This is a genomic window from Eubacterium sp. Marseille-QA0814 (assembly GCF_965119675.1).
Taxonomy (GTDB): Bacteria; Bacillota; Clostridia; order Lachnospirales; family Lachnospiraceae; genus Eubacterium_G.
Genome location: NZ_CBCPMG010000001.1, coordinates 1,634,032 through 1,659,306, shown reverse-complemented (window position 1 = coordinate 1,659,306; position 25,275 = coordinate 1,634,032). Strand labels below are relative to the sequence as shown.

Annotated in this window: 20 protein-coding genes; 18 read left to right on the top strand and 2 right to left on the bottom strand. The window is 34.4% G+C overall.

Annotation, left to right across the window (positions count from 1 at the left end):
- Positions 1 to 122: 122 nt before the first annotated feature.
- The 5 genes from ACQY63_RS07735 to ACQY63_RS07715 all read left to right on the top strand — a co-directional run bounded on the left by ACQY63_RS07735 (position 123) and on the right by ACQY63_RS07715 (position 5,544).
- Positions 123 to 1,481 (top strand): acetyl-CoA carboxylase biotin carboxylase subunit, encoded by a 1,359-nt coding sequence (locus tag ACQY63_RS07735; protein ID WP_022165167.1) that lies wholly within the window; start codon positions 123 to 125, stop codon positions 1,479 to 1,481.
- On the top strand, positions 1,478 to 3,283 hold the full coding sequence (locus ACQY63_RS07730) for an acetyl-CoA carboxylase carboxyltransferase subunit alpha (protein ID WP_302689421.1): 1,806 nt from the start codon (positions 1,478 to 1,480) through the stop codon (positions 3,281 to 3,283). The genes ACQY63_RS07735 and ACQY63_RS07730 overlap by 4 nt, the downstream gene beginning before the upstream one ends.
- Positions 3,283 to 4,353: an NAD(P)H-dependent flavin oxidoreductase gene (locus ACQY63_RS07725; protein WP_302689422.1), complete on the top strand. Its 1,071-nt coding sequence runs from the start codon at positions 3,283 to 3,285 to the stop codon at positions 4,351 to 4,353. The genes ACQY63_RS07730 and ACQY63_RS07725 overlap by 1 nt, the downstream gene beginning before the upstream one ends.
- 210 nt (positions 4,354 to 4,563) lie before the next feature.
- Positions 4,564 to 4,893, top strand: a complete 330-nt coding sequence (locus ACQY63_RS07720; protein WP_022164566.1) for a hypothetical protein — start codon at positions 4,564 to 4,566, stop codon at positions 4,891 to 4,893.
- A gap of 84 nt (positions 4,894 to 4,977) precedes the next feature.
- Complete coding sequence (locus ACQY63_RS07715) at positions 4,978 to 5,544, top strand: TetR/AcrR family transcriptional regulator (protein WP_428244981.1); 567 nt, start codon at positions 4,978 to 4,980, stop codon at positions 5,542 to 5,544.
- Between the two features lie 59 nt (positions 5,545 to 5,603).
- Here ACQY63_RS07715 and ACQY63_RS07710 read toward each other — a convergent pair whose 3' ends face one another.
- Positions 5,604 to 6,248 carry a sce7726 family protein gene (locus ACQY63_RS07710; protein ID WP_302689426.1) on the bottom strand — a complete coding sequence of 215 codons (645 nt, stop codon included), beginning with the start codon at positions 6,246 to 6,248 and terminating at the stop codon, positions 5,604 to 5,606.
- Between the two features lie 186 nt (positions 6,249 to 6,434).
- A complete protein-coding gene (locus ACQY63_RS07705) occupies positions 6,435 to 8,018 on the bottom strand; it encodes an Ig-like domain-containing protein (protein WP_428244980.1) in 1,584 nt (527 codons plus the stop codon).
- 215 nt (positions 8,019 to 8,233) lie between these two features.
- Here ACQY63_RS07705 and ACQY63_RS07700 point away from each other — a divergent pair, with 215 nt between their 5' ends.
- The 13 genes from ACQY63_RS07700 (at position 8,234) to potA (ending at position 25,271) form a co-directional block, all read left to right on the top strand.
- The gene (locus ACQY63_RS07700; RefSeq protein ID WP_302689428.1) at positions 8,234 to 9,223 is read left to right on the top strand and encodes an ABC transporter substrate-binding protein; all 990 of its coding nucleotides are present in this window, start codon (positions 8,234 to 8,236) and stop codon (positions 9,221 to 9,223) included.
- 21 nt (positions 9,224 to 9,244) lie between these two features.
- Positions 9,245 to 10,030, top strand: coding sequence for an ABC transporter permease (locus tag ACQY63_RS07695; RefSeq protein ID WP_302689429.1), 786 nt, complete (start codon positions 9,245 to 9,247; stop codon positions 10,028 to 10,030).
- The gene (locus tag ACQY63_RS07690; RefSeq protein ID WP_302689430.1) at positions 10,027 to 10,791 is read left to right on the top strand and encodes an ABC transporter ATP-binding protein; all 765 of its coding nucleotides are present in this window, start codon (positions 10,027 to 10,029) and stop codon (positions 10,789 to 10,791) included. Before ACQY63_RS07695 ends, ACQY63_RS07690 begins: the two co-directional genes overlap by 4 nt.
- 14 nt (positions 10,792 to 10,805) lie before the next feature.
- Positions 10,806 to 12,386 carry a hypothetical protein gene (locus ACQY63_RS07685; protein ID WP_412622983.1) on the top strand — a complete coding sequence of 527 codons (1,581 nt, stop codon included), beginning with the start codon at positions 10,806 to 10,808 and terminating at the stop codon, positions 12,384 to 12,386.
- A complete protein-coding gene (locus ACQY63_RS07680) occupies positions 12,383 to 13,993 on the top strand; it encodes an MBOAT family O-acyltransferase (protein WP_428244979.1) in 1,611 nt (536 codons plus the stop codon). The genes ACQY63_RS07685 and ACQY63_RS07680 overlap by 4 nt, the downstream gene beginning before the upstream one ends.
- Before the next feature lie 29 nt (positions 13,994 to 14,022).
- Complete coding sequence (locus ACQY63_RS07675; RefSeq protein WP_428244978.1) at positions 14,023 to 15,591, top strand: class I adenylate-forming enzyme family protein; 1,569 nt, start codon at positions 14,023 to 14,025, stop codon at positions 15,589 to 15,591.
- Positions 15,592 to 15,611: 20 nt separating this feature from the next.
- Positions 15,612 to 15,833 (top strand): acyl carrier protein, encoded by a 222-nt coding sequence (locus tag ACQY63_RS07670; protein ID WP_022166309.1) that lies wholly within the window; start codon positions 15,612 to 15,614, stop codon positions 15,831 to 15,833.
- Between the two features lie 175 nt (positions 15,834 to 16,008).
- Positions 16,009 to 17,736: an indolepyruvate ferredoxin oxidoreductase subunit alpha gene (gene iorA / locus ACQY63_RS07665; RefSeq protein ID WP_366557485.1), complete on the top strand. Its 1,728-nt coding sequence runs from the start codon at positions 16,009 to 16,011 to the stop codon at positions 17,734 to 17,736.
- A gap of 2 nt (positions 17,737 to 17,738) precedes the next feature.
- On the top strand, positions 17,739 to 18,314 hold the full coding sequence (locus tag ACQY63_RS07660; protein WP_117999387.1) for an indolepyruvate oxidoreductase subunit beta: 576 nt from the start codon (positions 17,739 to 17,741) through the stop codon (positions 18,312 to 18,314).
- Positions 18,314 to 19,150, top strand: a complete 837-nt coding sequence (locus ACQY63_RS07655; RefSeq protein ID WP_428244977.1) for an amidohydrolase family protein — start codon at positions 18,314 to 18,316, stop codon at positions 19,148 to 19,150. The genes ACQY63_RS07660 and ACQY63_RS07655 overlap by 1 nt, the downstream gene beginning before the upstream one ends.
- A 201-nt stretch (positions 19,151 to 19,351) precedes the next feature.
- Positions 19,352 to 20,986: a class I adenylate-forming enzyme family protein gene (locus ACQY63_RS07650; RefSeq protein WP_022166304.1), complete on the top strand. Its 1,635-nt coding sequence runs from the start codon at positions 19,352 to 19,354 to the stop codon at positions 20,984 to 20,986.
- 405 nt (positions 20,987 to 21,391) lie between these two features.
- A complete protein-coding gene (locus tag ACQY63_RS07645) occupies positions 21,392 to 24,082 on the top strand; it encodes a YfhO family protein (RefSeq protein ID WP_428244976.1) in 2,691 nt (896 codons plus the stop codon).
- Positions 24,083 to 24,227: 145 nt separating this feature from the next.
- Entirely contained in the window at positions 24,228 to 25,271 is a 1,044-nt protein-coding gene (potA, locus tag ACQY63_RS07640) for a spermidine/putrescine ABC transporter ATP-binding protein (protein ID WP_022166302.1), read from the top strand.
- Positions 25,272 to 25,275: the final 4 nt, after the last annotated feature.

The following is a 25,275-nucleotide window of genomic DNA, read 5'->3' as shown; positions in this document are numbered from 1 at the left end:
GACAGGATTTAATGCCAGTTTAAAGCAATATAGAATGTGGGTGGCAAAGAAACCGGCAGTTTTGATGTGGATAGGAAGATTAATTTAATAAAACAGATAATTGGAAATTAGAGGTGATTTTGGTGATACGAAAAATGTTAATTGCAAACAGAGGTGAAATTGCAGTAAGAATTATAAGAGTTTGCAGGGAAATGGGGATAGAAACTGTTGCAGTATATTCTGTTGCAGACAAGGAAGCATTGCACACCCAGTTAGCAGATGAAGCTGTTTGCATAGGTGAAACAAAGTCCAGCGAAAGTTACCTGAACATGGAAAGCATTATTAGTGCTGCCATTACAACAGGCGCAGATGCAATTCATCCGGGTTTTGGCTTTTTATCAGAAAATCCAACTTTTGCAAAATTATGTGAAACATGTAACATCACATACGTTGGACCAAATCATACAGTTATTGAAAATTTAGGAAACAAAGTACAGGCGAGAACAACCATGATAGAAGCTAATGTTCCGGTAATTCCCGGAAATGATAGTGGAATTGTAGAGGTTGAAAAGGGAAAGCAGGTAGCTGAGAAGGTTGGATATCCCATTATGATTAAGGCAGCGTCAGGTGGTGGTGGAAAAGGTATGAGAGTGGCTTTTACACCGGCGGAATTCGATAGTGCTTTTAAGGCTGCACAAAAAGAAAGTGAAATGGCATTCGGAGACAACACCATGTACATTGAACATTTTGTGGAACATCCACGTCATATTGAATTTCAGATCTTAGCAGACAAATATGGAAATGTAGTGCATTTAGGGGAACGTGACTGTTCTCTTCAGAGAAATCATCAGAAAATTATTGAGGAGGCACCGTCTAGTGCCTTGTCAGAAGAATTAAGAAAAGAAATGGGCGAGACGGCAGTAAGAGCTGCAAAAGCAGCAGGTTATGAAAATGCCGGCACAATTGAATTTTTGTTAGAGAAAACAGGTAAATATTATTTTATGGAAATGAATACAAGAATTCAGGTGGAGCATCCAATAACAGAAAACATAACAGGTATAGATATTGTAAAAGAGCAAATTAAAATTGCTCAGGGAGAGAAACTTCCTTTTACACAAAATGAAATTGAAATTAAAGGCCATTCAATAGAGTGCAGAATTAATGCGGAAAATCCAGAGGAGAATTTTAGACCAAGTCCCGGAAAAATTACAGAAATGCATTTTCCAGGTGGAAATGGCGTACGTGTTGATTCAGCTATTTTTACAGGGTACGAAGTTACACCTTACTATGATTCAATGTTAGCAAAACTTATAGTTTATGGTGACAACAGACAGGAAGCAATTAACAAAATGCGAAGTGCCCTTGGAGAAGTGGTGATTGAAGGCATTGATACAAATATAGATTACGAATACGAAATAATAAATAATGAAAAATTTATTTCGGGGGATTTTGACGTAGATTTTATTGAGCAGTTTAATAAGCAGAGGAGAGCTGTAAGTTGAGACTAAAAACAAGAATAAAAAAACAAAGAAGTGGATATGTGACAATAAAAATTCCAAAGCCGGATGTGCCAAAAGGACTTTTTGGAAAATGTAAAAAATGTGGTCAAATGGTATTGTCAGAAGAGGTTAGGGAGAATGGCTATATTTGCCCTAAATGTGGCGGTTATGTGAGAATGCACGCAAAGCGCAGAATCAAAATGCTTGTTGACAAGGGAACTTTCGAACCATGGTTTGAGGGACTGGAAATTAGCAATCCACTTGGAGATAAAGAGTATGAAAAGAAATTATTGGAAGTAAAAGAAAAAACAAAATTAGAAGAAGCAGTAATAACAGGAAAAGCTTTAATTAACGGCAGTGAAGTTGCTTTGGCGGTAATGGACGGGCGTTTCTTAATGGCAAGTATGGGAGAAATTGTTGGCGAAAAAATTACACGAACTGTAGAGAAAGCCACAGAAGAAAATCTTCCACTTGTAATTGTGGCATGTTCCGGTGGGGCAAGAATGCAGGAGGGAATTATTTCCCTTATGCAAATGGCAAAAACATCGGCAGCCCTAAAACGTCACAGCGAAAGTGGAAATCTCTACATATCTGTTTTAACTGATCCAACAACAGGTGGGGTTACTGCAAGTTTTGCAATGCTTGGGGATATTATTATGGCAGAACCTGACGCGTTAATAGGTTTTGCAGGTCCCAGAGTAATTGAACAGACAATCGGCCAGAAGCTGCCAAAAGGATTTCAGAAGTCAGAGTTTCTGCTTGAACATGGTTTTATAGATTTAATTGTGGAAAGACAGAATTTAAAAAATAAGTTGTCAGAGATTATTAAACTTCATTATCCCAAGAAGAGCAGTGAAGAAAATTGTAAAGTTGTAGATGAAAAGGACTTACAGAAATTAAATGAAGAGAGCAACGAAATCAAGGTGGATAGGAATTGGAAGAGAGAAAATTCCGAAAGTGATTCAAAAAAATCTCCGATAGACGACGGAAATTGTGAAACAGAAAATGAGAGGTTTAAGAACAATTTGACACCTTGGGAAAAAGTTCAGATTTCACGAGAGAACAAACGTCCTACAGGACTTGATTATATAGAAAAACTTGTGGAGAATTTTACAGAGTTGCATGGTGACAGATATTTTGGAGATGATAAAGCAATTGTCGGTGGAATTGGAACTATTAACAATAAGCCGGTAACAGTTATCGCTCAGGTAAAAGGTCACAACACAAAGGAAAATATTAGCAGAAACTTTGGAATGCCATCACCGGAAGGCTATAGAAAGGCTTTGCGTTTAATGAAAGAGGCAGAAAAATTCCACAGACCTATAATATGTTTCGTTGATACTCCGGGAGCATTTTGCGGTTTGGAGGCAGAAGAAAGGGGTCAGGGTGAAGCCATAGCAAGAAATCTTTTTGAAATGTCAGCAATAAAAGTACCTATTCTTTCTATTTTTGTAGGAGAAGGGGGAAGTGGCGGCGCCTTAGCCATGGCAGTTGCCAATGAAGTTTGGATGCTGGAAAATTCAGTGTATTCGATTTTGTCGCCTGAAGGCTATGCAAGTATTCTTTGGAAAGATGGAAAAAAAGCTGACAAAGCGGCAGAAGCCATGAAAATGACAGCGGATGATTTGAAGCAGTTAAATGTAATTGAAAAAATATTTAAGGAACCTGTTGACTATAATGTTACAACCATTGAATTTGTAACTGATAGGCTAAAAACAGAAATAGACCAATTTTTAATTAGCAAATCTCATTTATCAGAGAAAGAAATTGTTAATGAAAGATATAATCGATTTAGGAGAATGTAATGAATATTAAACCTTTAAAAATAGGGGAGTTGCAGGCGAAAATCCCATTAATTCAAGGTGGAATGGGCGTTGGAATTTCTTTGGGAAATCTTGCAGGAGTGGTAGCAAATGAAGGTGGTGTTGGAATTATTTCCACAGCACAAATTGGATTTAAGGAAAAGGATTTTTACGTTAATACCTTGGCAGCTAATTTACGTGCCATTGAGAAGGAATTGAAAAAAGCCAGAAAAATTGCTCCAAAAGGAATTTTAGGCTTTAACATAATGACTGCGCTTACCAATTATAAAGAGCAGGTGCTTGCAGCAGTGAAGGCAGGGGCAGACATTATTATTTCCGGCGCAGGACTACCGGTGGATTTACCTGCTTTTGTGCAAGGTTACAAAACAAAAATAGCCCCCATTGTATCAGGTAAAAAGTCAGCTCAGGTTATTTTAAAATACTGGGATACACGATACAAGAAAACAGCCGATTTAGTGGTTATTGAAGGACCAAAAGCAGGTGGTCATCTTGGATTTAAAAAAGATGAGCTGGAGAAGTATGGTTTTGGCGCATGCAAAAAGGATTACAGTGAGGAAGTTCTGGAAATTAAAAAAGTAGTTCAGGAATACGAGAATAAATATTCAAAAAAAATCCCCATTGTTTTGGCAGGTGGAATTACAACAAGAGATGATGTGAAAAATGCATTTGACTTAGGAATGGACGGAGTTCAGGTAGGTTCATTATTTGTGACAACGGAAGAATGTGACGCTCACATTAATTATAAAAATTCTTATGTTAATGCAAAAGAAGATGAAATTACAATTGTGAAAAGTCCGGTGGGGATGCCTGGAAGAGCCATCAAAAATAAGTTTATGAGTCAGGTTATGGCAGGAGAAAATTTTCCACCAAAGAAATGCCTTAAATGTCTCAAAAAATGCAATCCGGCAAACATACCATATTGCATTACAGAGCGTTTAATTAATGCGGCAGAGGGAAATGTAGATAACGGTTTACTATTTTGTGGAGCAAATGCCTACATGCAAAATGAAATTACAACAGTTCATAGGGTTATAGAAAAACTGTTTGGGTAGTTTAAAGGTTGCATAAAAAAATGAAAATGTTATACTGTGGATATATAGATGGGTACGTGAATGAGAAGGCAGTGAAGAACTTAAGATTTTAGAAACATTAATACTAATAAGAATATAAGAGACTCTGGCATAACAGTTAATGTATCAGATATAATCTGAGAGACTTGCTGTTGTGGCAGAGTTTTGTTTTTTATACACAAGGAGGTAAATATGAAAAAGAAAATAAAAATAATTGTAATAGTTGCCTTAATTTTAATAATTCTTGTGCCATATATTTTTGTGGAAGGTAACACTCTTTTATTTGGAAGTGAATTTAAGAATCAGTATAAACAGACAAACATGATTGACGACATAGAATACTATAAGGTTTTTTATAATACAAATAAAACTGCCAAAGTGTATTATGTGGAATCAGACCATGAAGCAGGTCATTTTATTTGGTTCAAAAAAGAAAAGTCAAAATGGAAAATGACAAAATGGACTACGGTATGGTCACAGTATGGTAGTGCCAGCGGAATAACTTTTCCTTTTTACAAGTAGGCTTATTTTACAATTTTACTAATATGTCTAAAAGTGGTAAAATACCATTTTGAGGAATATCCTTCAAGGTATAGGAGGCGCAAAATGGAAAACACTTGTAAGGTAGACAAAAGAATAAGACGAACAAAAAAGATACTTACTGAGGCTTTAATTGAAATACTGAAAGAGAAAAATGTTATGGATGTTACAGTAAGCGAGTTGGCGAAAAAAGCTGATGTGACTAGAACAACTTTTTATCAGTATTATCGTGACCCTGTGGATATGCTTGAGCAGTTACAGGATGAAATTGCCGAAGATATTCAAAAAATTGTTGAGGCTACAGAAGGAGGAAACGCAGAGGGCTTTTTCTATGGTCTGTTTAACTATTTTTATGAGGATAAAATCAAAGCAGATTTGTTGTGCTTTAGTGTGAACAACCAGACCGGTTATGAAAAAATGGGATATTACATACATGACAAGTATATGCTTAGATGGAAAGATAAGTTTATGGATGAATCTCTGAAACAGTTTAAATATTACAGATACTATATAGTTTTTGGCTGTACGGCTGTTGTGGAAAACTGGGTTCGTGGCGGAATGAAGGAAACACCACAGGAAATGGCAACAATAGCCAAGAGCTTCCTACCAAGAGAAAAAATTTATTTGAAATAATAGAAGGTACTACTAAATATTCGAGAATGATATTCTTAATTTTAGTAGTACCTTTTGATTTATACATGCTTTCTGGTAATTTTTTTTGTTTTTCGGGAACGTCTTTTCTTAACAGGCTTTTGATTTTCCTTCTTATAGTTTGCGATTATGTCAGCAATCAAAGTATAGTCCCGCTCAAAAAGTTCAGTGCTGATTTCTAAATCAAGTTGCTCTCGTGGAAGTTTTTCAATAAGCTTGTTTACAACAAAATCCTTGCTTTTCTGTTTATACTTTGGAAGTTCATTTCGTTCCTGAATATGTGCAAGTTCAGGTCGCCATAATAAACTAAGCTTACGCTTAATACGCTGGCGTTTATTTCGTGTAGGTTCTCGTAGTACATAGAAGTCCATGTTGCCGTCAATTAGCTCAGCAGAAATAATTCCCCAACTGTCAGGTATATGTTCATTAACGTGTTTTGCGTGAGTTGAACCAACTACAACATAATTATAGTCAAAGAAAAGATTATAGTCTTTTACCTGTCTTTCTAATCTTACATATGTATCTGCGTCGCTTTTTATTTCAAGTCCCACTAAAGAATCGTCAGTAACCATAATAACATCAGCTCTTGAGCGGGCAATTTCTACTTCTTCAAGTATTCGTATTTTTCCGTAAGAATCCTCCAAATAATCAAACAGAGGCTCTCTAATATCTGCATCATGTAACATAAATTCACCTTTAATTAAAAAAATGATTATAATAGAAATTTTTTTATATTTTCTAGTTATAAATCTCAAAAGTAGATTATAACATTATTTCAATAAAAGGTGTTAGATTACTTCATTAGAAAATACAGCAAGTTTGTTTATAAAAGTTTTTATTATGTTCTTTAGTACATTCCTTATTATATCTCTTTACTGTAATTTGATTTTAGCAGCAGATGATTTATAGCTGTTACACAATGAGCTTGAATATACTGCTACGATTTTGTAGTAATAGGTTTTACCTTTTTTAACATTAGAATTAATAAACTTATTAGTAGTTGTAGTAGCTATTTTAGTATATTTTGATTTACCTAATCGTCTTCTGTAAATGTAGTATTTAACAGCAGATGAATTTTTCTTCCAGGTTACTTTAACGTTTGAATATTTATAGCTTTTTGTAGAACCGCTGGTTTTAACAGCTTTTACTGATGTAGGAGTTTTAAGTTTAACTCTTACATATCGGGTCAATTTAATCCCACTATCTGTTTTGGCAGTAATTTTCCCAGAACCGATTTCTTTGGCTTTCACTGTGCCTGTCTCATCAACAGAAACTACAGATGGATTACTACTTGTCCAAGTGATTGTATCAGTGGTGTCAGTTGGATAAATTTCCGTAGTGTACTTTGCAGTATCTTTTATGTGTAGGTAAATACTACCTTCTTTTATAGTAAGAGAGGTAGAAGGCTGAACAACATTTACTGTGCAGAATGCCATAAGTCCGCTATCTGTTGAAGCTTTAATCATTGAAGAACCATTTCTAATTGCAGTAATGGTTCCCTTTTGTGAATTTACACCTACACTTGATTCGTTAGTGCTTGAATATGTTATTGTATTTGAATAATTTGCCATAACAGGGTTTGTGTCAGTGAAAGTGATTTTGGCATTCACAGAGGCTTTTTCCCCTTTTTTAAGAGTAACGTTATAGGTAGATAAATTTATCATTCCGTCAGCTACATTCTGAAGTTTTTTTGCAGTATCATTATCTAATTTATCTATAATATGGCTGGTGTCGAATTCACTTCCTGACAAAAAAGTATTGTTGTAAGCTGATGTTTCAAAGATTGTCTGAAAAAGTGTGCAGGCAGCCAGATAACTTCCCTCTAATGTTGGATGAATCATGTCGGAATTATATAAGCTGATTTCAGGATATTCTTTCATGCATCTTGTATAATTGACACCTACAGGTGCAACTTTGCAGTCAAATTTATTTCCAAGAGAAAAATAGAATTTAGTCATATAATTTTGCAATGTAATATTGTCAAAGTAAATTGAAGTGCCATCAATTATAAAATCATTACCAATATAATCTGCCTGAGTTTCATATAGTATTGTCTTTGCACCTGTGCTATCAATTTTTGATTTTAAGTTTGTGATAGCATTTTCAGTTGCTTCTAAATTACCCATTATATTTTCGCGGTGCTCCTGCAAAATAACAAAATCCCATTTCTCTTTTGATAGAGCATTAACAATTTCTGTGTTATAAGCATTGCCCGTTGTGGCAAATTGAGTAAGTTTATAGCCAGAGGCTGTAATGTATTTGACCTCACAGTTAATATTGTTAGCTTTAGCAAGACCTTCCACCATCAAAGGCATTTGATTGCAATATGTTGAGCTGTTTCCGATAAATAAAATTCGTGTTGTTGAAATATCGTTAGATGTGGCATAGGTTGGGGTACAATTTATGCCAAGAAAAATTAATAGTAAAAGAAAAATAACCTTATAATATCTCTTCATTTTTTGTCTCCTTATGTATTTTGTAAATAATCTGCTAAAAGAGTAAAGTCGAAATTTGATGGAAAATTTATATCAAAATTACATCATATCAGATTGATAAAATCACAAAGATATTAGTAAAAATGGGCAAAATAGGATTTTTAGAAAAAATAAAAAGAAATATAACCAAAAGAAAAACAAAAAACAAAAACATTAAATGAAAGGAATTTAAAAATATGAGAATTATTAAAAAAGTTTTGAGCTTCGCGCTGATTACAGCTATGGCAGTAACAATGACAGCATGTGGAGGCAGCAGTAAGGAAAGCAAAAATGATAACAAGATTGTTATCAGATACCAGAAAAGTATTGCTTATGCACCGGTAATGATAATGGCAGAAAAGAATATGATTTCAAAATATTATGACAAGGATTTAGAAGTTGATTGTCAGGTTGAGAAAGATGGAAACACAATTAAAGAAGGCGTATCAAGTGGAAGCATTGATATTGGAACATTAGGATTGCCACCGGCAGTTGTTGGAATTTTAAGTGGCAGTAAATACAAAATCTTTTCAGGTATTTCTTCACAGCCATATTCAATTGTTACAAATCAAAAGGATATAAACACTTTAAAAGATTTAAAAGATAAAAAAATTCAGATAGGAGTTTTAAGTACAAACAGCCAGGGACATATTTTACTTGGTATGGCTGCTAAGGCTGAACTTGGAGATGCTCATGCATTTGATAATGTGCTTAATTCGGTTGACAATGCATCAGGATTTGACGGAATTAAAAGTGGTTCAATTAAGGCACATATTGTAATTTCACCGTATAATTTCAAAGAGTTAGCTGTGGAGGGAACTCATGAAATTGCTATTAGTGAAGATGTGTGGGTGCCTGGAGATACATCTATTGTAGGAATTGCTTCAAAAAATCTATATGAAAATAACAAAGATTTATACAATGCTGTTTGCAAAGCACTTGATGAAGCTATGCAGTATGTAAAGGACAATCCTGAAGAAACAGCACAACTTGTAAAAGATAAATTAGAACTTGATGACAGCGTGGAAGATATTGTTAAGTGGATGACTGATTCAAAATCACAATATTCAACAACACTACAGGGTGCAGGAAATTTTGTTCAGTTTATGCAGGATGAAGGATTTTTAGAAAACGAATATTCAGGAAATCTTAGTGACATTGTATACGATGGTGTAAAAGGAAAATAAAGTTACAAGGAGACAAAAGCAGTGAAGAAAAAAACAAAAGGTTTATTGTGTCAGATTATTTTTATAGTAATAGTTGTGGCTATATGGCAGATTGTGGCATACAATTTTGCACAAAATGGAAACGCAAATCTGTTCCCATCCATAGGAATGATTTTTGAAAAAATGATATGGGGATTTGCTGAAAAAGGTTTTGGTGGCATTATGCTTCACTCACTCTTACTAATGTTAGAGGGATTAGGTATAGGGATAGTTTTAGCAATTGTATTATCAGGTATATCTGTTATCTCAGATTCATTTGCGGCAGTTTACAACATGGTTGTATCTATGTTTGACCTGATTCCCGGAATTGCTTTAATTTCAGCAATTATAATTTTTCTATATGGACAAAACGATACTGCCATTGTGATTTTGGTAGTTCATTCAGTTGTGTGGCCTATGTCACGTAGTATTATTGATGGCTTTAATGCTGTGCCAAAATTATATTTGGAAGTTGGACAAAATATAGGTCTGTCACCAATAAAACTTTTGTTTGGAGTTTTCATTCCAGCGGCAATGCCAAGAATTTTCTCAGGCATAAAAGTTGGTTGGGCGAGAGCCTGGAGAGGGCTTATTAGTGCGGAAATGGTTTTTGGTGGAGCAGGAACTATTGGTATGGGATATTACATTTCTCAAAGAAGAGATAATAGTGACCTTGCAAGTATATATGCAACAATAATCATAATTATAATTATTGGACTTGTTGTGGAATACGGAATTTTTAGAACTATTGAAAATAGAACATTTAAGAAATGGGGTATGACACGATGAGCAATAATGAGATTTTAAAAATAGAAAATTTAAAAAAGATATATAGCAATACTACTGAACCTGTTTTGAAGGGAATAGACTTAAGTATTTATGAAGGAGATTTCTTGTGTGTGCTTGGACCATCAGGTTGTGGAAAATCAACCATGATTAGATGTATTGCAGGTTTTGAGGATTATGAAGGAACAATTGAAGTTAGTGGCGAAAGTGTAAAAGGTCCCGGTACTGACAGAATTATGGTGTTTCAGGACTTCAATCAGTTGTTTCCGTGGAAGACAGTTCTTGGGAACATAACATTTCCTTTAAAGAGCAGTGGCATGAAGGACAAAAAAGAAAGAATAAAGAGAGCTGAGAAATATTTAGACAAGGTGAATCTTTTGCAATACAAGGACTACTATCCACATCAGCTAAGTGGTGGTATGAAACAGAGAGTAGCTATTGCTAAAGGAATGGCATTAGGTTCAAAAATCATTATGATGGATGAGCCATTTGCAGCATTAGATGCAATGACAAGAAATCAAATGCAGTCAGAACTTATGCACATAAAAGAAAAAGAGAAAATGACGGTTTTATTTATTACTCATAACATTCAGGAGGCAATTGCCCTTGGCAACAGAATTATGGTTATGTCAAAGGATGGTTTAATTAAGGAGCATATGTATAATCCAATTGAAAAACCGGTAACTCCTGCTAGTGAAGGATACGGAGAGTTATGGGAACATTTGAATAGCATGTTGACAGAAGAAAATACTAAAGAAAATTAATGCGGAGTTAGACAATGAAAAGAAAATTGAAAATATTAGCAAAAATAGTTTGTTTTTGTCTGATATTTGTCCTACTACTTGATTTTGTTAATGGGTTATTTAAGCCAAAGTGGTTAGAGGACAGATGGACATCTTCAAAAACAAATGTAAGTTTTTATAAGCTGGAAAAGAACAGTACAGATGTGTTGTTCTTTGGCTCCAGTGTTGTAGCTGCGTCAGCGGATCCTTTTCAATTATACAATGAATATGGAATATCTTCTTACAATTTGAGTGTGGTTTCCCAAACTATGAGCGGAACATATTTTTGGGTAAAGGAAGCTTTACAGACACAAAAGCCAAAGGTGATTTTTGTTGAGGTTAAAACTCTAGGAAGAAAGCATGACAAGTTAGAAAGTAAGGCAAGAAAGTCTTATGATTATATGCGACTTGGAAAAACAAAATTAGAGTACGCTTATGCCACAGTGAACTCTGATAAGGAAACAAAAGATAATGAGGAAGCACAGGGAATTTTTGAATATCTCTTTCCACTTTCACTTTATCACACAAGATGGTCTGAGTTAGACTATGACGATTATGATTTTGTTTTGGGCAACAATAATTCAGATACAAAAGGCTACGCTGCATTAACAAATACTTTTAAATATACATCAAAATATGATAAGGCAAGTGATGATGCAGGAAAGTATGATGGATTCGATGCAAAAAAAGTTAAGTACAGCAAATATAACACCACAAATAAAGAGTATGTTGAAAAGATTGCAAAGTTAGCAAAACAAAATAATGTGGAGCTTATTTTATACAAAACACCGGATACAAGCTGGAGTGTTAAAAAGTACAATTATGTAAATGATTTAGCAAAGGAATTAGGCGTTAAGTATTTAGATTTTAATTTGAAGTCTATGAGAAAAGCTGTAGGCATTAATTTTGCTGAAGATGGTGCAGACAATATCCATATGAACATTAGTGGTGGAAAAAAGGTAACATCTTACATTGGAAAATATTTGACAAAGAATTTTAATCTTACAAATTATAAAGAAAAAGATTCTAGTGTGACAAAGAGTTTTCAGTCAGAAATGGCAACTTATGAAACTCAGATGAAAAATGCAAAACTTTTAAAGGAAATGAATTTAAATAATTACCTTAAATTAATAAATGACAAAGATTATGCATTTATTGTAGTTGCAGGTTCATCATCACATAAGTTGAATTTTTCAACAGAGCAGTTAGATCTTTTTAAGGATATGAATATAAAAATTGACAAGTTCCAAAAAGATTCTGTTTATGGAAATAATTTTGTTTATGTATCAGAGGACGTAAAGTCAGATGCAAGTATCAATATATCAAAAGAAGAAGACAAATACACAACAGCGGTAATAGATCAGGGGGGACAGTTTAGTGATGGAATGTCTTACTCAGCAAAAGTTAGCGTTGGACTTTGTTCAGTGAGAGTAAACAACAATGCCTGTGGTGATGTGTATGAGGATGCTATGAATATTGTTGTTTACGATAAGAAAACAAAGTCAGTTATAGATACAGTAAGATTAAAAAATAATGCTTATGGAACTGTAAGTATAGGGAGAAAGGGCAAAGGATGAGTTTTACAAGTTTAAGTTTTTTAGGTTTTGTACTTGTGGTTGCAATTTTGTACTTTACCCTGTTTAGAAAGTGTCAGTGGTTTTTACTGCTACTTGCAAGTATTGCTTTCTATATGTTTTCAGGCCCAAAGTACATAGTTTATATTAGCATAACTGCTGTTACAACATATTTGTTTGCAGGAAAGATACAAAAACTTCATGATAGAGAAAAGAAGATTATTGTAGAACATGATTTCTCAAAAGAAAAGAAGAAATCCATAAAGAAACAGTTTACAGCAAAAAGAAAAGTCTGGTTATTGCTGGATTTAGTTATAAATTTGGGTATGCTGTGTGTAATTAAGTATATGGATTTTGCACTTCGTGGTATGTCCGCAGTGCTTGCAAAGTTTGGCGTTGACTGGTCAAAATCTGTGAGTTTTGTTTTACCACTTGGTATATCATTTTATACTTTTATGACAGTAGGATACATACTCGATGTTTATTGGAAGCGATATAGAGCAGAGAAAAATATTTTGAAGCTTGCTTTGTTCACATCGTATTTTCCACACATAGTTCAGGGACCAATTGGCAGATATAACAAATTAGCAGAACAGTTTAATCAAAGACATAAGTTTGATTATGACAGAGTAAAAAAAGGTTTGCTGTTAATGTTATGGGGTTATTTTGAAAAAATGGTTATTGCAGACAGGTTGGCTATTTTCGCTAACGGCGTATATGCAAAGTGGGACGAGGTTACAGGTTTACCGTTAGTGCTTGCAATTATATTTTTCTCAATGCAGTTGTATTTAGACTGGACAGGGTGCATGGATATTGCAAGAGGTGTTTCACAGATTTTTGGAATAGAGTTGGAAAGAAATTTCTGGCATCCTTATTTTTCAAAAAACATGCCGGAGTTTTGGAGAAGATGGCACATTACACTTGGAGCCTGGTTTAAGGATTATTTACTTTATCCTGTTTCAATGTCGAAGCTTTGTAAATCAATTAACAGATTTACAAGAAAGAAGTGGGGCAATCAGGCATCAAGAGCATTTTCAACAGTAATCCCTGCAGCATGCGTATGGATTGTGACAGGTATGTGGCATGGAGCGGCAATGTGCTACGTGCTATGGGGTGTGTATCATGGAATCTTGATTATACTTGGAGCAGTGTTTGATGTACCAATACAGAAATTAAATAAGTTATTGCATATTAACACTGAATGTTTTTCATTTAATTTATTTAGAATGGCAAGAACATTCTTATTGTCCGCCATTGGTAGAATATTTTTTGTATCTACAGCAGGTTTCCATCATGCAGTATTGATTATCAAAAGAACTTTTGATTTGAGAAATTTTGGATTACATACATTATGGGACGAAAGCCTATATTCTTTTGGACTGGACAGACATGGGTTTACACTATCGCTTATTTTAATTGGGTTAGTTTGGTGTGTTAGCATGTTACAGGAAAAATTTGATAAAGATAACAAGGGCATTAGAGATGTAATTTGCGAACAGAATATTATTTTCCGTTGGATATTATATTTTGGTTTAATATTCGGAATTATTATATTTGGTATATATGGTTCAGGATATAATGCAGGAGCATTTGTTTATGGACAGTTTTAGTAATCTCTAATTGAAGAAAGGACACAAAAATGGAAGAACAGATAAGTTCAATTGTTGAAGCATTAAAAATAAATGCTGAGAAAACACCTGACAAATTATGTGTAGGTGATAAGAAAAATCAGGTTACTTATAAACAATTTTGGAACATGGTAAAAAAGGCGGCAGTTTATCTTCAGGAAAAAGGCGTACAAAAAGGAGATATGGTTGTTATTCGAGGAGCACAGAAAGTTGAATTTTTGTTAGGAGTTTTCAGTGTACAACTAGCAGGTGGTGCTGTTTGCCCTCTTGAAAAAGCCATAAAAGACGACCGTATTATAGAAATAATGAATTTCGTTGATTCAAATATTTATTTAGCAGAAAGACCTGTAAAGAATACAACTGTTAATAATATTAGTTTGAAGGAAATGTTTAAGGTTGTCCAAAATAATGAGGCAGTAACACCAAATGAAAATACAGACAACAGTGAAAATGTAGTGTTAAACGAAAGCTCAGACAGTAGTGAAGCCGTTAATTCAAAAGAATTTAGTTTACCGGCTAGTGATGATTTGTCAGAAATTTTGTTTACTACAGGGACAACAGGAAAGTCAAAAGGAATTGAAGTTACATTTGGGTGTAATGTAGCTATTGCACAAAACGTTATTGACAGTGTTGGTATGGAAAAGGATGAGATAGAATTGATTACTACACCAATTAATCATTCCCTGGCAATAAGAAGATCTTACGGTGCAATTTACAATGGAAGTTCAATTGTTTTAACAGATGGAATCAAGTTTGTAGAGGACTTTTTCAAATTATTAGACAGATACAAAATTACAGCAATTACTTTTGTACCTGCAATACTTGAGCAGGTTCTAAAATTTGCAAAGGACAGATTTGCAACCTATGATAATCAATTTCACTATATTCAGTTAGGTTCAGCACCATTGTCTGAAACAAATAAAGAAATATTAACAAAAATGTTTCCAACTACAAGATTGTACAATACATACGGGGCTACAGAGTCAGGTTGTACAGTGATTTTGGAATTTAGCAAATATGGTCACAAGAAAAAATGTATTGGCCGAACAACAGTTAATACAGAAATCTTATTTGTAGATGACAAGCGAAATATAGTAGAAGCTTCGTTGGAAAAACCGGGCATACTTGCTTTTAAAGGTAAAATGAATATGCGTTCTTATTACAAGGAACCTGAAATTACTAAAGAAGTGATGGATGAAAAGGGTGTTGTGTATACAAATGATTTAGGATACTTAGGTGAGGATGGCTTAGTGTATCTTCTTGGCAGACAGGGAGATGTTATTAACATGGGTGGAATCAAAATTGCACCTACTGAAATAGAAGAAGTAGCTATGAAGCATGAAATGATTAAAGATTGCGCATGTATCCCGATTAAAGATGAAATAACAGGTGAAGCCCCTAAGTTGTTTGTAACTTTAAATGAAGGATATCAACTGGATCAAAAAGAGCTTTCCAAGTATCTTTTATCAAAACTTGAATCTTTAAAAGTGCCAAAGACTTTTGAGGTTATAGATGAAATTCCAAGAACTTTCAATGGAAAAATCATAAGAAAACAGTTGAAAGCATTGGAAAATAATTAAAGAAAGATTGGAGAATGAATATGAGAGATGAAGTTATTGAAATTTTAGAAATGATATGCCCAGACATTGATGTAAACGATGAGGACATGAACCTTCCGGAAGATTTAGATTCCATGGACATAATTGCGTTAATTGCAGAACTGGAAGATAAGTTTGATATTGAAATAACAATGGAAGAAAAAACAGAAGAAAACTTTGAAAACATTGACACATTAGTGGCTATGATTGAAAGACTTCAGTAGAAGTAAAAGGCATCCCGTGTTGCAGGAACAGGCACAAAGGGATGCCTTTTCTAGTGGTGGGTTTCATTGACTTATAGAAATGGATAAATTATAATATACTTTATGACTTTAAAGCAGTGAAAAAATGTCTATTTTAAAAGAGAGGTAGGATATAAAAGTGAGTAAAAAGACAATTATGTTAGGCAATGAAGCTATTGCCAGAGGTGCTTACGAAGCAGGAGTTAAGGTGACATCAGCATACCCTGGGACTCCAAGTACAGAAGTAAGCGAAAACGTAGTGAAATATGATGGTATTTATGCAGAATGGGCTCCAAATGAAAAGGTTGCTGCCGAAGTGGCTATTGGTGCATCTATGGCAGGAATCCGTTCTATGACAATGATGAAGATGGTTGGTTTAAATGTAGCAGCAGATCCACTTTATTCAGGTTCATACATTGGAGTAAATGGTGGTATGGTAGTAGTTGTTGCAGATGATCCGGGAATTTACAGTTCACAGAACGAACAGGATACAAGAATGGTAGGCCGTGCGGCAATGATTCCCGTTATTGAACCATCAGACAGTGAAGAAGCAAGAGTGTTTACAAAGAGAGCGTATGAAATATCAGAAGAATACGATACACCAATTATTTTAAGAACAACAACAAGACTTGCTCATTCACAGGGAATTGTTAATTTAGAAGATAGAGTAGAAGTAGAAGACAAACCTTACGAAAGAAATGTTGCAAAAAATGTAATGATGCCAGGAAACGCAATTAAGGCACATGTACGTGTAGAAGAACGTATGAAGAGACTAGAAAAAGATGCATGCACATTAGATATTAACAAGGTTGAATACAACGACACAAGCATCGGTATTATTACAAGTGGTATTCCTTACCAGTATGTAAAAGAAGCATTACCAAATGCATCAGTGCTTAAACTTGGTATGGTTCATCCTTTAGCAAAAGATTTAATTAAGGAATTTGCAAGCAAGGTTGACAGAGTTGTAGTTGTAGAAGAACTTGAACCTGTAATTGAAGAACAAGTTAAGGCAATGGGAATTGAATGTGATGGTAAGAATTTATTTACAATTCAGGGAGAATACAGTGCAAACATGTTAAGAGAAAAACTCCTTGGGGAAAAAGTGGAAATAGCAGAAGCAGAAGAAGCACCTGCAAGACCACCAATTCTTTGTCCTGGTTGTCCACATAGAAGTACATATTCAGTATTAAAGAAATTAAGAATTCATGCAGCAGGCGATATTGGATGCTACACATTAGGTGCAGTTAATCCACTTGGAGTAGTTGACACTACATTATGTATGGGTTCAAGTATTTCAACTCTTCATGGTATGGAGAAGGCAAAAGGTAAAGAATACATTAAGAATTGGGTTGCAGTAATAGGTGACAGTACATTTTTACATACAGGTGTAAACTCACTTATGAACATGGTATACAACAAATCAACAGGAACAGTTATTATTCTCGACAACTCAACAACAGGTATGACAGGTCATCAGGATCATCCGGCTACAGGAAAGACTTTGGCAGGAGAACCGGCTTATGCAGTAGATTTAGTAGATTTATGTAAGGCATTAGGTGTACAGCACGTAGAAGTTGTTGATGCATTTGATGTTGACAGATTAGCAAAGGTTGTAAAAGAAGAAGTTGCAAGAGACGAAGTTTCTGTAATTATTTCACAGTCACCATGTGCATTGTTAAAATCATTTGTTCCAAAGGGCAAGTGTTACACAATTCCTGAAAAATGCGTAAAATGTGGTCAGTGTTTAGTTCCAGGTTGTCCTGCAATGACAAAGAATGCAGACGGAACAGTTGCAATTGATAAGACAATGTGTAACGGTTGTGGACTTTGCATGAGTAACTGTAAATTCGGAGCAATTGAATTAGAAAGAAGAGGAGAATAATCATGGCAGAAACAAAGAATATTATGATAGTAGGCGTTGGTGGTCAGGGTACTCTCCTTACAAGTAGAATTTTAGGTGGTATCACTGTAGAAAACGGATATGATGTAAAACTTTCAGAAGTACACGGTATGGCACAGCGTGGCGGTAGCGTTGTTACTTATGTAAGATATGGCGAAAAAGTAACAGAGCCAATTGTTGAAGAAGGTCAGGCAGATGTGCTTATTGCCTTTGAAAAATTAGAGGCATTACGTTACGCACATTTCTTAAAGAAAGACGGAGTAATTATTGTAAATGATCAGAAAATAGATCCTATGCCTGTTGTAACAGGTGTAGCAAAATACCCTGAAGGTATAATTGAACATCTTTCTGAGAAATATAAAGTTATATCAGTTGATGCTCAGAAAGAAGCTTTAGAATTAGGTAATTCAAGAGTATTTAACGTAATTATTCTTGGTGTTGCAGCAAGCAAAATGGATTTTGAGAAGGAGCAGTGGATTGAAGTAATCAAGAAAAAAGTTCCACCAAAAACAATTGACATCAACGTAAAAGCATTTGAGAGAGGTTACGAAATAGGTTAATGATAATTGATATTCATGCACATACATTTCCTGAGGCTATAGCAGATAAGACTATAGCCAATATGGAAAAAGAAATCTTAAAAGGTCAGAAGATGGTGGTAAAACACGAGAGAATACCAACATTGCAGGGATTAATAGAAAGCACCTACAATGCAGGCATAGACCTGTCAGTGGTTTGTCCCGTAGCTACCAACACAAGGCAGCCTGAAAAGATTAACAGACTATCAGTGGAATACAATGAAAAAATGTCAGAAAACAAAATCTTTTATTTTGGGGCAATTCATCCTGATTGTGAGAATTACAAAGAGATAATTGATGACATTGTGGCAATGGATTTAAAAGCCATAAAACTTCATCCTGACTATCAGAATACTTTTTTTGATGACGAAAAGTATTTAAGATTAATTGATTATGCAGCAAACAAAGACTTGGGAATTATTGTACATGCAGGTGAGGACGTAGGTTTCCCAGGCAGAGTGCATTGTACCCCTAACATGGTTCTTAATTTGTGGAAACACATTCAGCCGGAGAAGCTTATTTTGGCACATTTAGGCGGTTGGAGAATGTGGGATGAAGTAGAAGAAAAATTAGCCGGTCTTCCAATGTATTTTGACACAGCAGCTGTATTAAATAAAAAATTCCCTGTAAAAATATCACAGGAACAATTTGCGAGAATAGTCAGAAAACATGGGGCAGACAAAGTTATTTTTGGAACAGACACTCCATGGTACGACCAAAAGCAGGCTTTGGAAGATTTTGAAAAAGTAGGATTATCAGAAAAAGAAAATAAAATTATTTTAGGCGAAAACGCAAATAACTTATTTAATTTTTTCTAGGTTAGAGATTATAAGGCATTTAAACTATAAATCATAATTAAGAAGTTCTAACATAAAAGAAATTAAAAACGTAACATTGTCAGGCAGTGTTATATTGCAGAAATGAAACAATATTCATAGACAATGTTTTAGTGTAGAAACTAAAAATAACATTTATAGATAATGTTATACATCAAAATAAAGAGAGAGAAGGACAAGTAAATGCCAATTACAGAATTATTGGAGAGAAATGCAAAAGAATTTGCAGATGATGTGGCTTTAGTAGAAATTAATCCTGAAATTCAGGAGAAAAAGAGAGTTACATGGCGTGAATATGAATTGATTCAGCCGGATTTGCGTCAGCAATATAGAAGAGAAATTACATGGCATGTATTTAACGAAAAGGCAAACAGGGTTGCTAATTTGTTAATTAGTCGTGGTGTCAGAAAAGGAGACAAAGTTGCCATTCTTATGATGAACTGTTTAGAATGGTTACCTATTTACTTTGGTATTTTGAAAATGGGAGCTTTGGCAGTTCCAATGAACTTTAGATTTGACGAACATGAAATTAAATACTGTTTAGAATTATCAGAAACAGACGTGCTTTTCTTTGGACCTGAATTTATTGGAAGATTAGAGGAAATAGTTGATGAAATAGATGAAAAGAGAATTCTTTTCTATGTAGGCGGTGACTGTCCATCATTTGCCGAGGACTACAATGAATTGGTATCTAACTGTTCATCACTTTCACCGGACGTGAAAATCACAGACAAGGACGATGCAGCTATTTATTTTTCATCAGGTACAACAGGATTTCCAAAGGCTATTTTACATAATCACGAAAGCCTTATGCATGCAGCAAAGGTTGAACAGAATCATCATGGACAAACAAAAGATGATGTATTTTTGTGCATACCACCTCTTTACCATACAGGTGCAAAAATGCATTGGTTCGGTAGCTTATTAACAGGTGGCAAGGCAGTCCTTCTAAAAGGTGTAACACCAAAAACAATAATGGAAACAGTTTCTAATGAAAAATGTACAATTGTATGGTTATTAGTTCCTTGGGCTCAGGACATTCTTCTTGCATTAGACAGAGGAGAAATTAAAAAAGAAGATTATAATTTAGACCAGTGGAGATTGATGCATATTGGAGCACAGCCTGTACCACAGAGTCTGATTAAACGTTGGAAAGAATATTTTCCACATCATCAGTACGACACAAACTATGGTTTAAGCGAATCAATTGGACCTGGTTGCGTACATCTAGGCGTGGAAAACATACATAAAGTAGGTGCTATCGGTATCCCCGGCTATGGCTGGGAAGCAAAGATAGTTGATACAGATGGCAATGAAGTGGCTCAGGGTGAAGTTGGAGAACTTATTGTAAAAGGTCCCGGAGTTATGACATGTTACTATAATGATGAGGAAGCAACAGCAGCCTGCTTAAAGGATGGCTGGCTTTACACAGGTGATATGGCTGAAATGGACGAAGACGGCTTTATTTACTTAGTTGACAGAAAGAAAGACGTTATCATTAGTGGCGGTGAAAATATTTATCCTGTACAGATTGAAAACTTCTTAAGCAAGCATCCAAAAATAAAGGACGTTGCCGTAATCGGCTTAGCGGATGAACGTTTAGGTGAAATCTCCGCAGCAATCATTGAATTAAATCCTGATACAGAATGTACAGAAGAAGAAATCAATGAATTCTGTAAGGAACTTCCAAGATATAAGAGACCTAGAAAGGTGATTTTTGCGGAAGTACCAAGAAATGCCACAGGAAAAATCGAAAAGCCAAAGCTTAGAGAAATTTACCATAGCAAGAATTTAGTAGACGCACAGAACAGAGGCTAGACATTATTAAAGAATATATTGGTATCAGATAGAAATTAAAAAAACATAAATAATTAAATAATAAAAATCGTTGTATCAAATAATGGATACAGCGATTTTTTCGCCCTACTGTCCATATCTTAAGATTTCCTTAAGTTTTAATTAATTCTTATTTAAATGCAATATTTTTCGCAATTTTTACGTTATTATTATTAGAACAACCTATGAACTTCAAAATTACCACAAAGAAAAAGCAAATAATTTAAAGGAAAAGTGGTTCACAATAATTTTAGTAAAAATCAAGTTAAAGTAGTTCATAACAATTTAAGTAAAAAGCGAATTAAAGTGGTTCATAAGAAAAGACGGGGTAAAGATGACAGAAAGAGGAAATTGTGATATAATGTTGATGACTAAAAGGAGAAAAAAATGAAAAATTATAGTAAAGCAAGAAAGGCGGGGATATTTTTACTTGCCTATACTTTGTTGTTTGTAGGGTTAGCCTCTTGGCTAAGCTATGTTTTTGCCCAAAGTGGCAAGACTTTTATTTGGAATGTTGATGGAGCATTTCAGCATGTGGTTGTATTGAAATACATAAGACAGGCTCTTATAACATTTTTTACAACCGGGAAATTTGCTATGGTAGATTACACCATAGGACAGGGATTTGATGTAATTGGAACCCTTAATTATTATGGTCTGGGAGACCCTGTTACATTATTAACAGTGTTTTTCCCAAAGGATTCGTTAGAATTAACATATCAGATTCTGGCACTTGTAAGAATGTATTTAAGTGGTTTGGCAGTTGCGTATTTATGCAAAACAATAGGTAGAACAAATATTTATTCTGTTTTGCCGGCATCACTTTTGTATGCGTTTTCAGGTTTCGCACTAATAGGTGGAATCAAACATCCAATGTTTTTCTGCGGCTTAATGTATTTGCCACTTTTAATTGCAGGTGTGGAAAAAATAATAAAAAACAAAAAGATAGGCACACTTGCAGTGGTAGTTGCTTTTGCATTTGCAAGCAATTATTATTTTATGTACATGAGTACAATAATGGCGGCAATTTATTTCTTCGTAAGACAAATTGGAATGTACAAGTCAGAAGGAATAAAGAAGTTTTTTGTCAAAATCGGCAAAACAATTCTGGCTTACGTCTGGGGAATTGCAATGGCAGCAGTTATATTATTTCCATCAGTTTATGCATTCCTTAACAATCAGAGAAACAGTGCAAAATTAGTAACGCCGCCATTAATCGGCAGTAGCAAATATTTTAAGATAATGTTTAAAAGTATGTTTGTGTCATCAAGTGTTTTAAATGACTGGTGTTTACCTGGCATTGGCATACTTGGTATTTTGGGAATTATCATTATAATTGCCAATTGGAAAAAATCAGACAGAAAAATAATATTAGGCTTTTTAATAATACTATTAATGTTATGCTCACCATACGTGGGAAAAGTAATGAATGGCTTCTCGTATCCAACAATGAGATTTAGTTATGGTATGGTACTTGTTTTGACGATAATGCTTGTAATATCAATTGACAGACTAAAAGAAATAAAGAAAATACCGGCTATAGTTTCAAGTGTTTTAATGTTGTTAGCAGGCGTGATTGCTTTTCTAATTGGAAAAACACAAAGAAAGCCCTTTGTATGCTATGAGGCAGCAATATTGGCAATTATTGCGACAATTATCTTAGTGGTTTATTTCTTAATAAGAAACAAGAAATACTCATACATACTGTTATATGGCATGACTTTGGTAGCAGCTATAAATATAGCCTGCAACAGTTACGGTCTATTTAGTTCAAAGGAATTATTTACCTGTGCAACTTATGTGGACCGCGGCAATCTTGATAATTATATGGGAATTAATGGGGCAAAAGTAGCATCTGAAATAAAGGATGATTCATTTTACCGAATCGAGAGAGATATTGATATGAAAAACAGCTCCACATATTTTGGTTTTAACCAGCCGGGATTTTATTGGAGCGTTATACCTAGTGGTATGTCAGATTTGTATGTATCAACGGGTATTTCCAACTATTACAAAACCTATGTCATGAAAGGCCTTGAAACACGTTCAGGTTTGATGGCTTTAGCAGGAGTTAAATATTATGTAACATACGGCTTTTTAAAACCTTATGGTTTTGAAAAAATAGATACAAAAGTTTCAGACGGCTTTACCTACAATATTTATGAAAATAAATATGCCCTCCCTCTTGGAGTAACATATTCCAATTATATGACCAGAGAGCAGTACGATAAGCTTTCATTAGTTGAGAAAGAATATGCATTACTTGGAAGTGCAGTTGTAGATAATAAAGTAGATGGAATCGAAAATAAATCAAAGTCAGTTACAGTGAAAAAACTGCCTTTGAAAGTTAAGAAAATTGACAAGGTTAAAATTAAAAAGAAAAAGAAGATTAACCAATTCAAAATGAAGGTGCACAAAGGTGGCATTTACAAATGCTCATTTGATGGCAAAAAGAACAGCCAAAGTTACATAGTTTTTGACAATGTTTATGCTAAAGATACAAGTGTAGACAGACATGCTGCAAAATTTAACAGCCGACATGGATATGGAAGATTACGTGTTATTGGAACAAAGACTGATAACTATTTTGTAAAAAGAGGAAACGTACTTAATTTAGGTTACTCCAAAGAAGAGCAGAATCAGTTTAGATTGAAGTTTTATGAAAAGAGAAAATACTACTTCAAGGATGCCTATGCAGTTACAATACCTATTTCAGAGTATGCAAACCGAATTAACAAGCTAAAAGAAAATACTCTTGAAAATGTTAAGATGGACACAAATCTTATTACAGGAACAATTAAGGCTGACAAGGATGAAATTCTACAGCTGTCGGTTCCTTACAGTAAAGGCTACACAGTATACGTTGACGGAAAGAAAACAGATACTTTCAGTTCAAGTATAGCGTATCTTGGTGTTAAACTTTCAAAAGGAAACCATAACATACGTGTGGAATGCATGACACCGTTCTTCATGCCGGGATTAATTGTTACAATTTTAAGTGCCTTGATTTTCTTGGGATATCTGTTACAGGATATAGCAAAGAAAAGAAGCTTAAAGTTAGATAAAAAGGAAGTTTAATATTAAATATAGAAAGTGATTAGAAAGAACAATGTTTTTAAATTATAAAGCATTGTTCTTTTTATTTCTTCTTTTCAGAAATATATTGACTTTAATACAAATGTTTTATATAGTAGCGTTGATTATTTTTGGAGCGTGTGTGTAAATGGGAAAAAAGATTATAGAATTAAAGAATTTATCAAAGAATTTTGGCGATAATCAGGTGTTAAAAGGAATCGACTTAAACATTTATGAAAATGAATTTTTAACACTGTTAGGACCAAGTGGTTGTGGAAAAACAACAATACTTAGAATCATTGCAGGATTCGAAGAACCAAGTCATGGTCAGGTAATGTTTAACGGTGAGGATATTGCAAAAGTTCCCGCCTACAAACGTGAGGTAAATACAGTTTTTCAGAAGTATGCATTATTTCCGTTTTTGAATGTTCATGATAATGTTGCTTTTGGTCTTAATTTAAAGAAAAAAGACAAGAAGGAAATTGATGAGAAGGTAACAAAAATGCTTGCGTTAGTTGGTCTTGCCGGCTTTGGAAACAGAGATATTACAAGTCTGTCAGGTGGTCAGCAGCAGCGAGTTGCCATAGCAAGGGCTTTGGTAAATGAACCAAAAGTTCTTCTTTTGGATGAACCACTAGCGGCATTGGATGCAAAACTTAGAAAAGGCATGCAGGCGGAGCTTAAGAAGATTCAAAAGGAAGTAGGAATTACATTTATCTTTGTAACTCATGACCAGGAAGAAGCTTTGTCAATGTCAGATACAATTGTTGTAATGAATGACGGAATCATACAGCAGATTGGTACACCAATGGATATTTACAACGAACCACAAAACAGATTTGTGGCAAATTTCATTGGGGAGTCAAATATAATTGAAGGTGTAATGCCAAAAGACTGCCTTGTAGTTTTTGACGATGTACAGTGGGAGTGCGTGGACAAGGGCTTTAAAGAAAACGAAAATATTGAAGTTGTGCTTAGACCTGAAGACATGCAGGTGGTAGAACCACAGGACGGAAAAGTTTCAGGCAAAATTGTGTCAAAAATATTTATGGGTGTTCACTATGAATATCTTGTGGAGACAAATATCAGAAAATATAAAGTGCATACAACAAAAAATATCGAAATGGGTAGTGTTATCGGACTTACAATTGATCCATTTGATATACAGGTAATGCACAAGATGGATAACTAAGGAG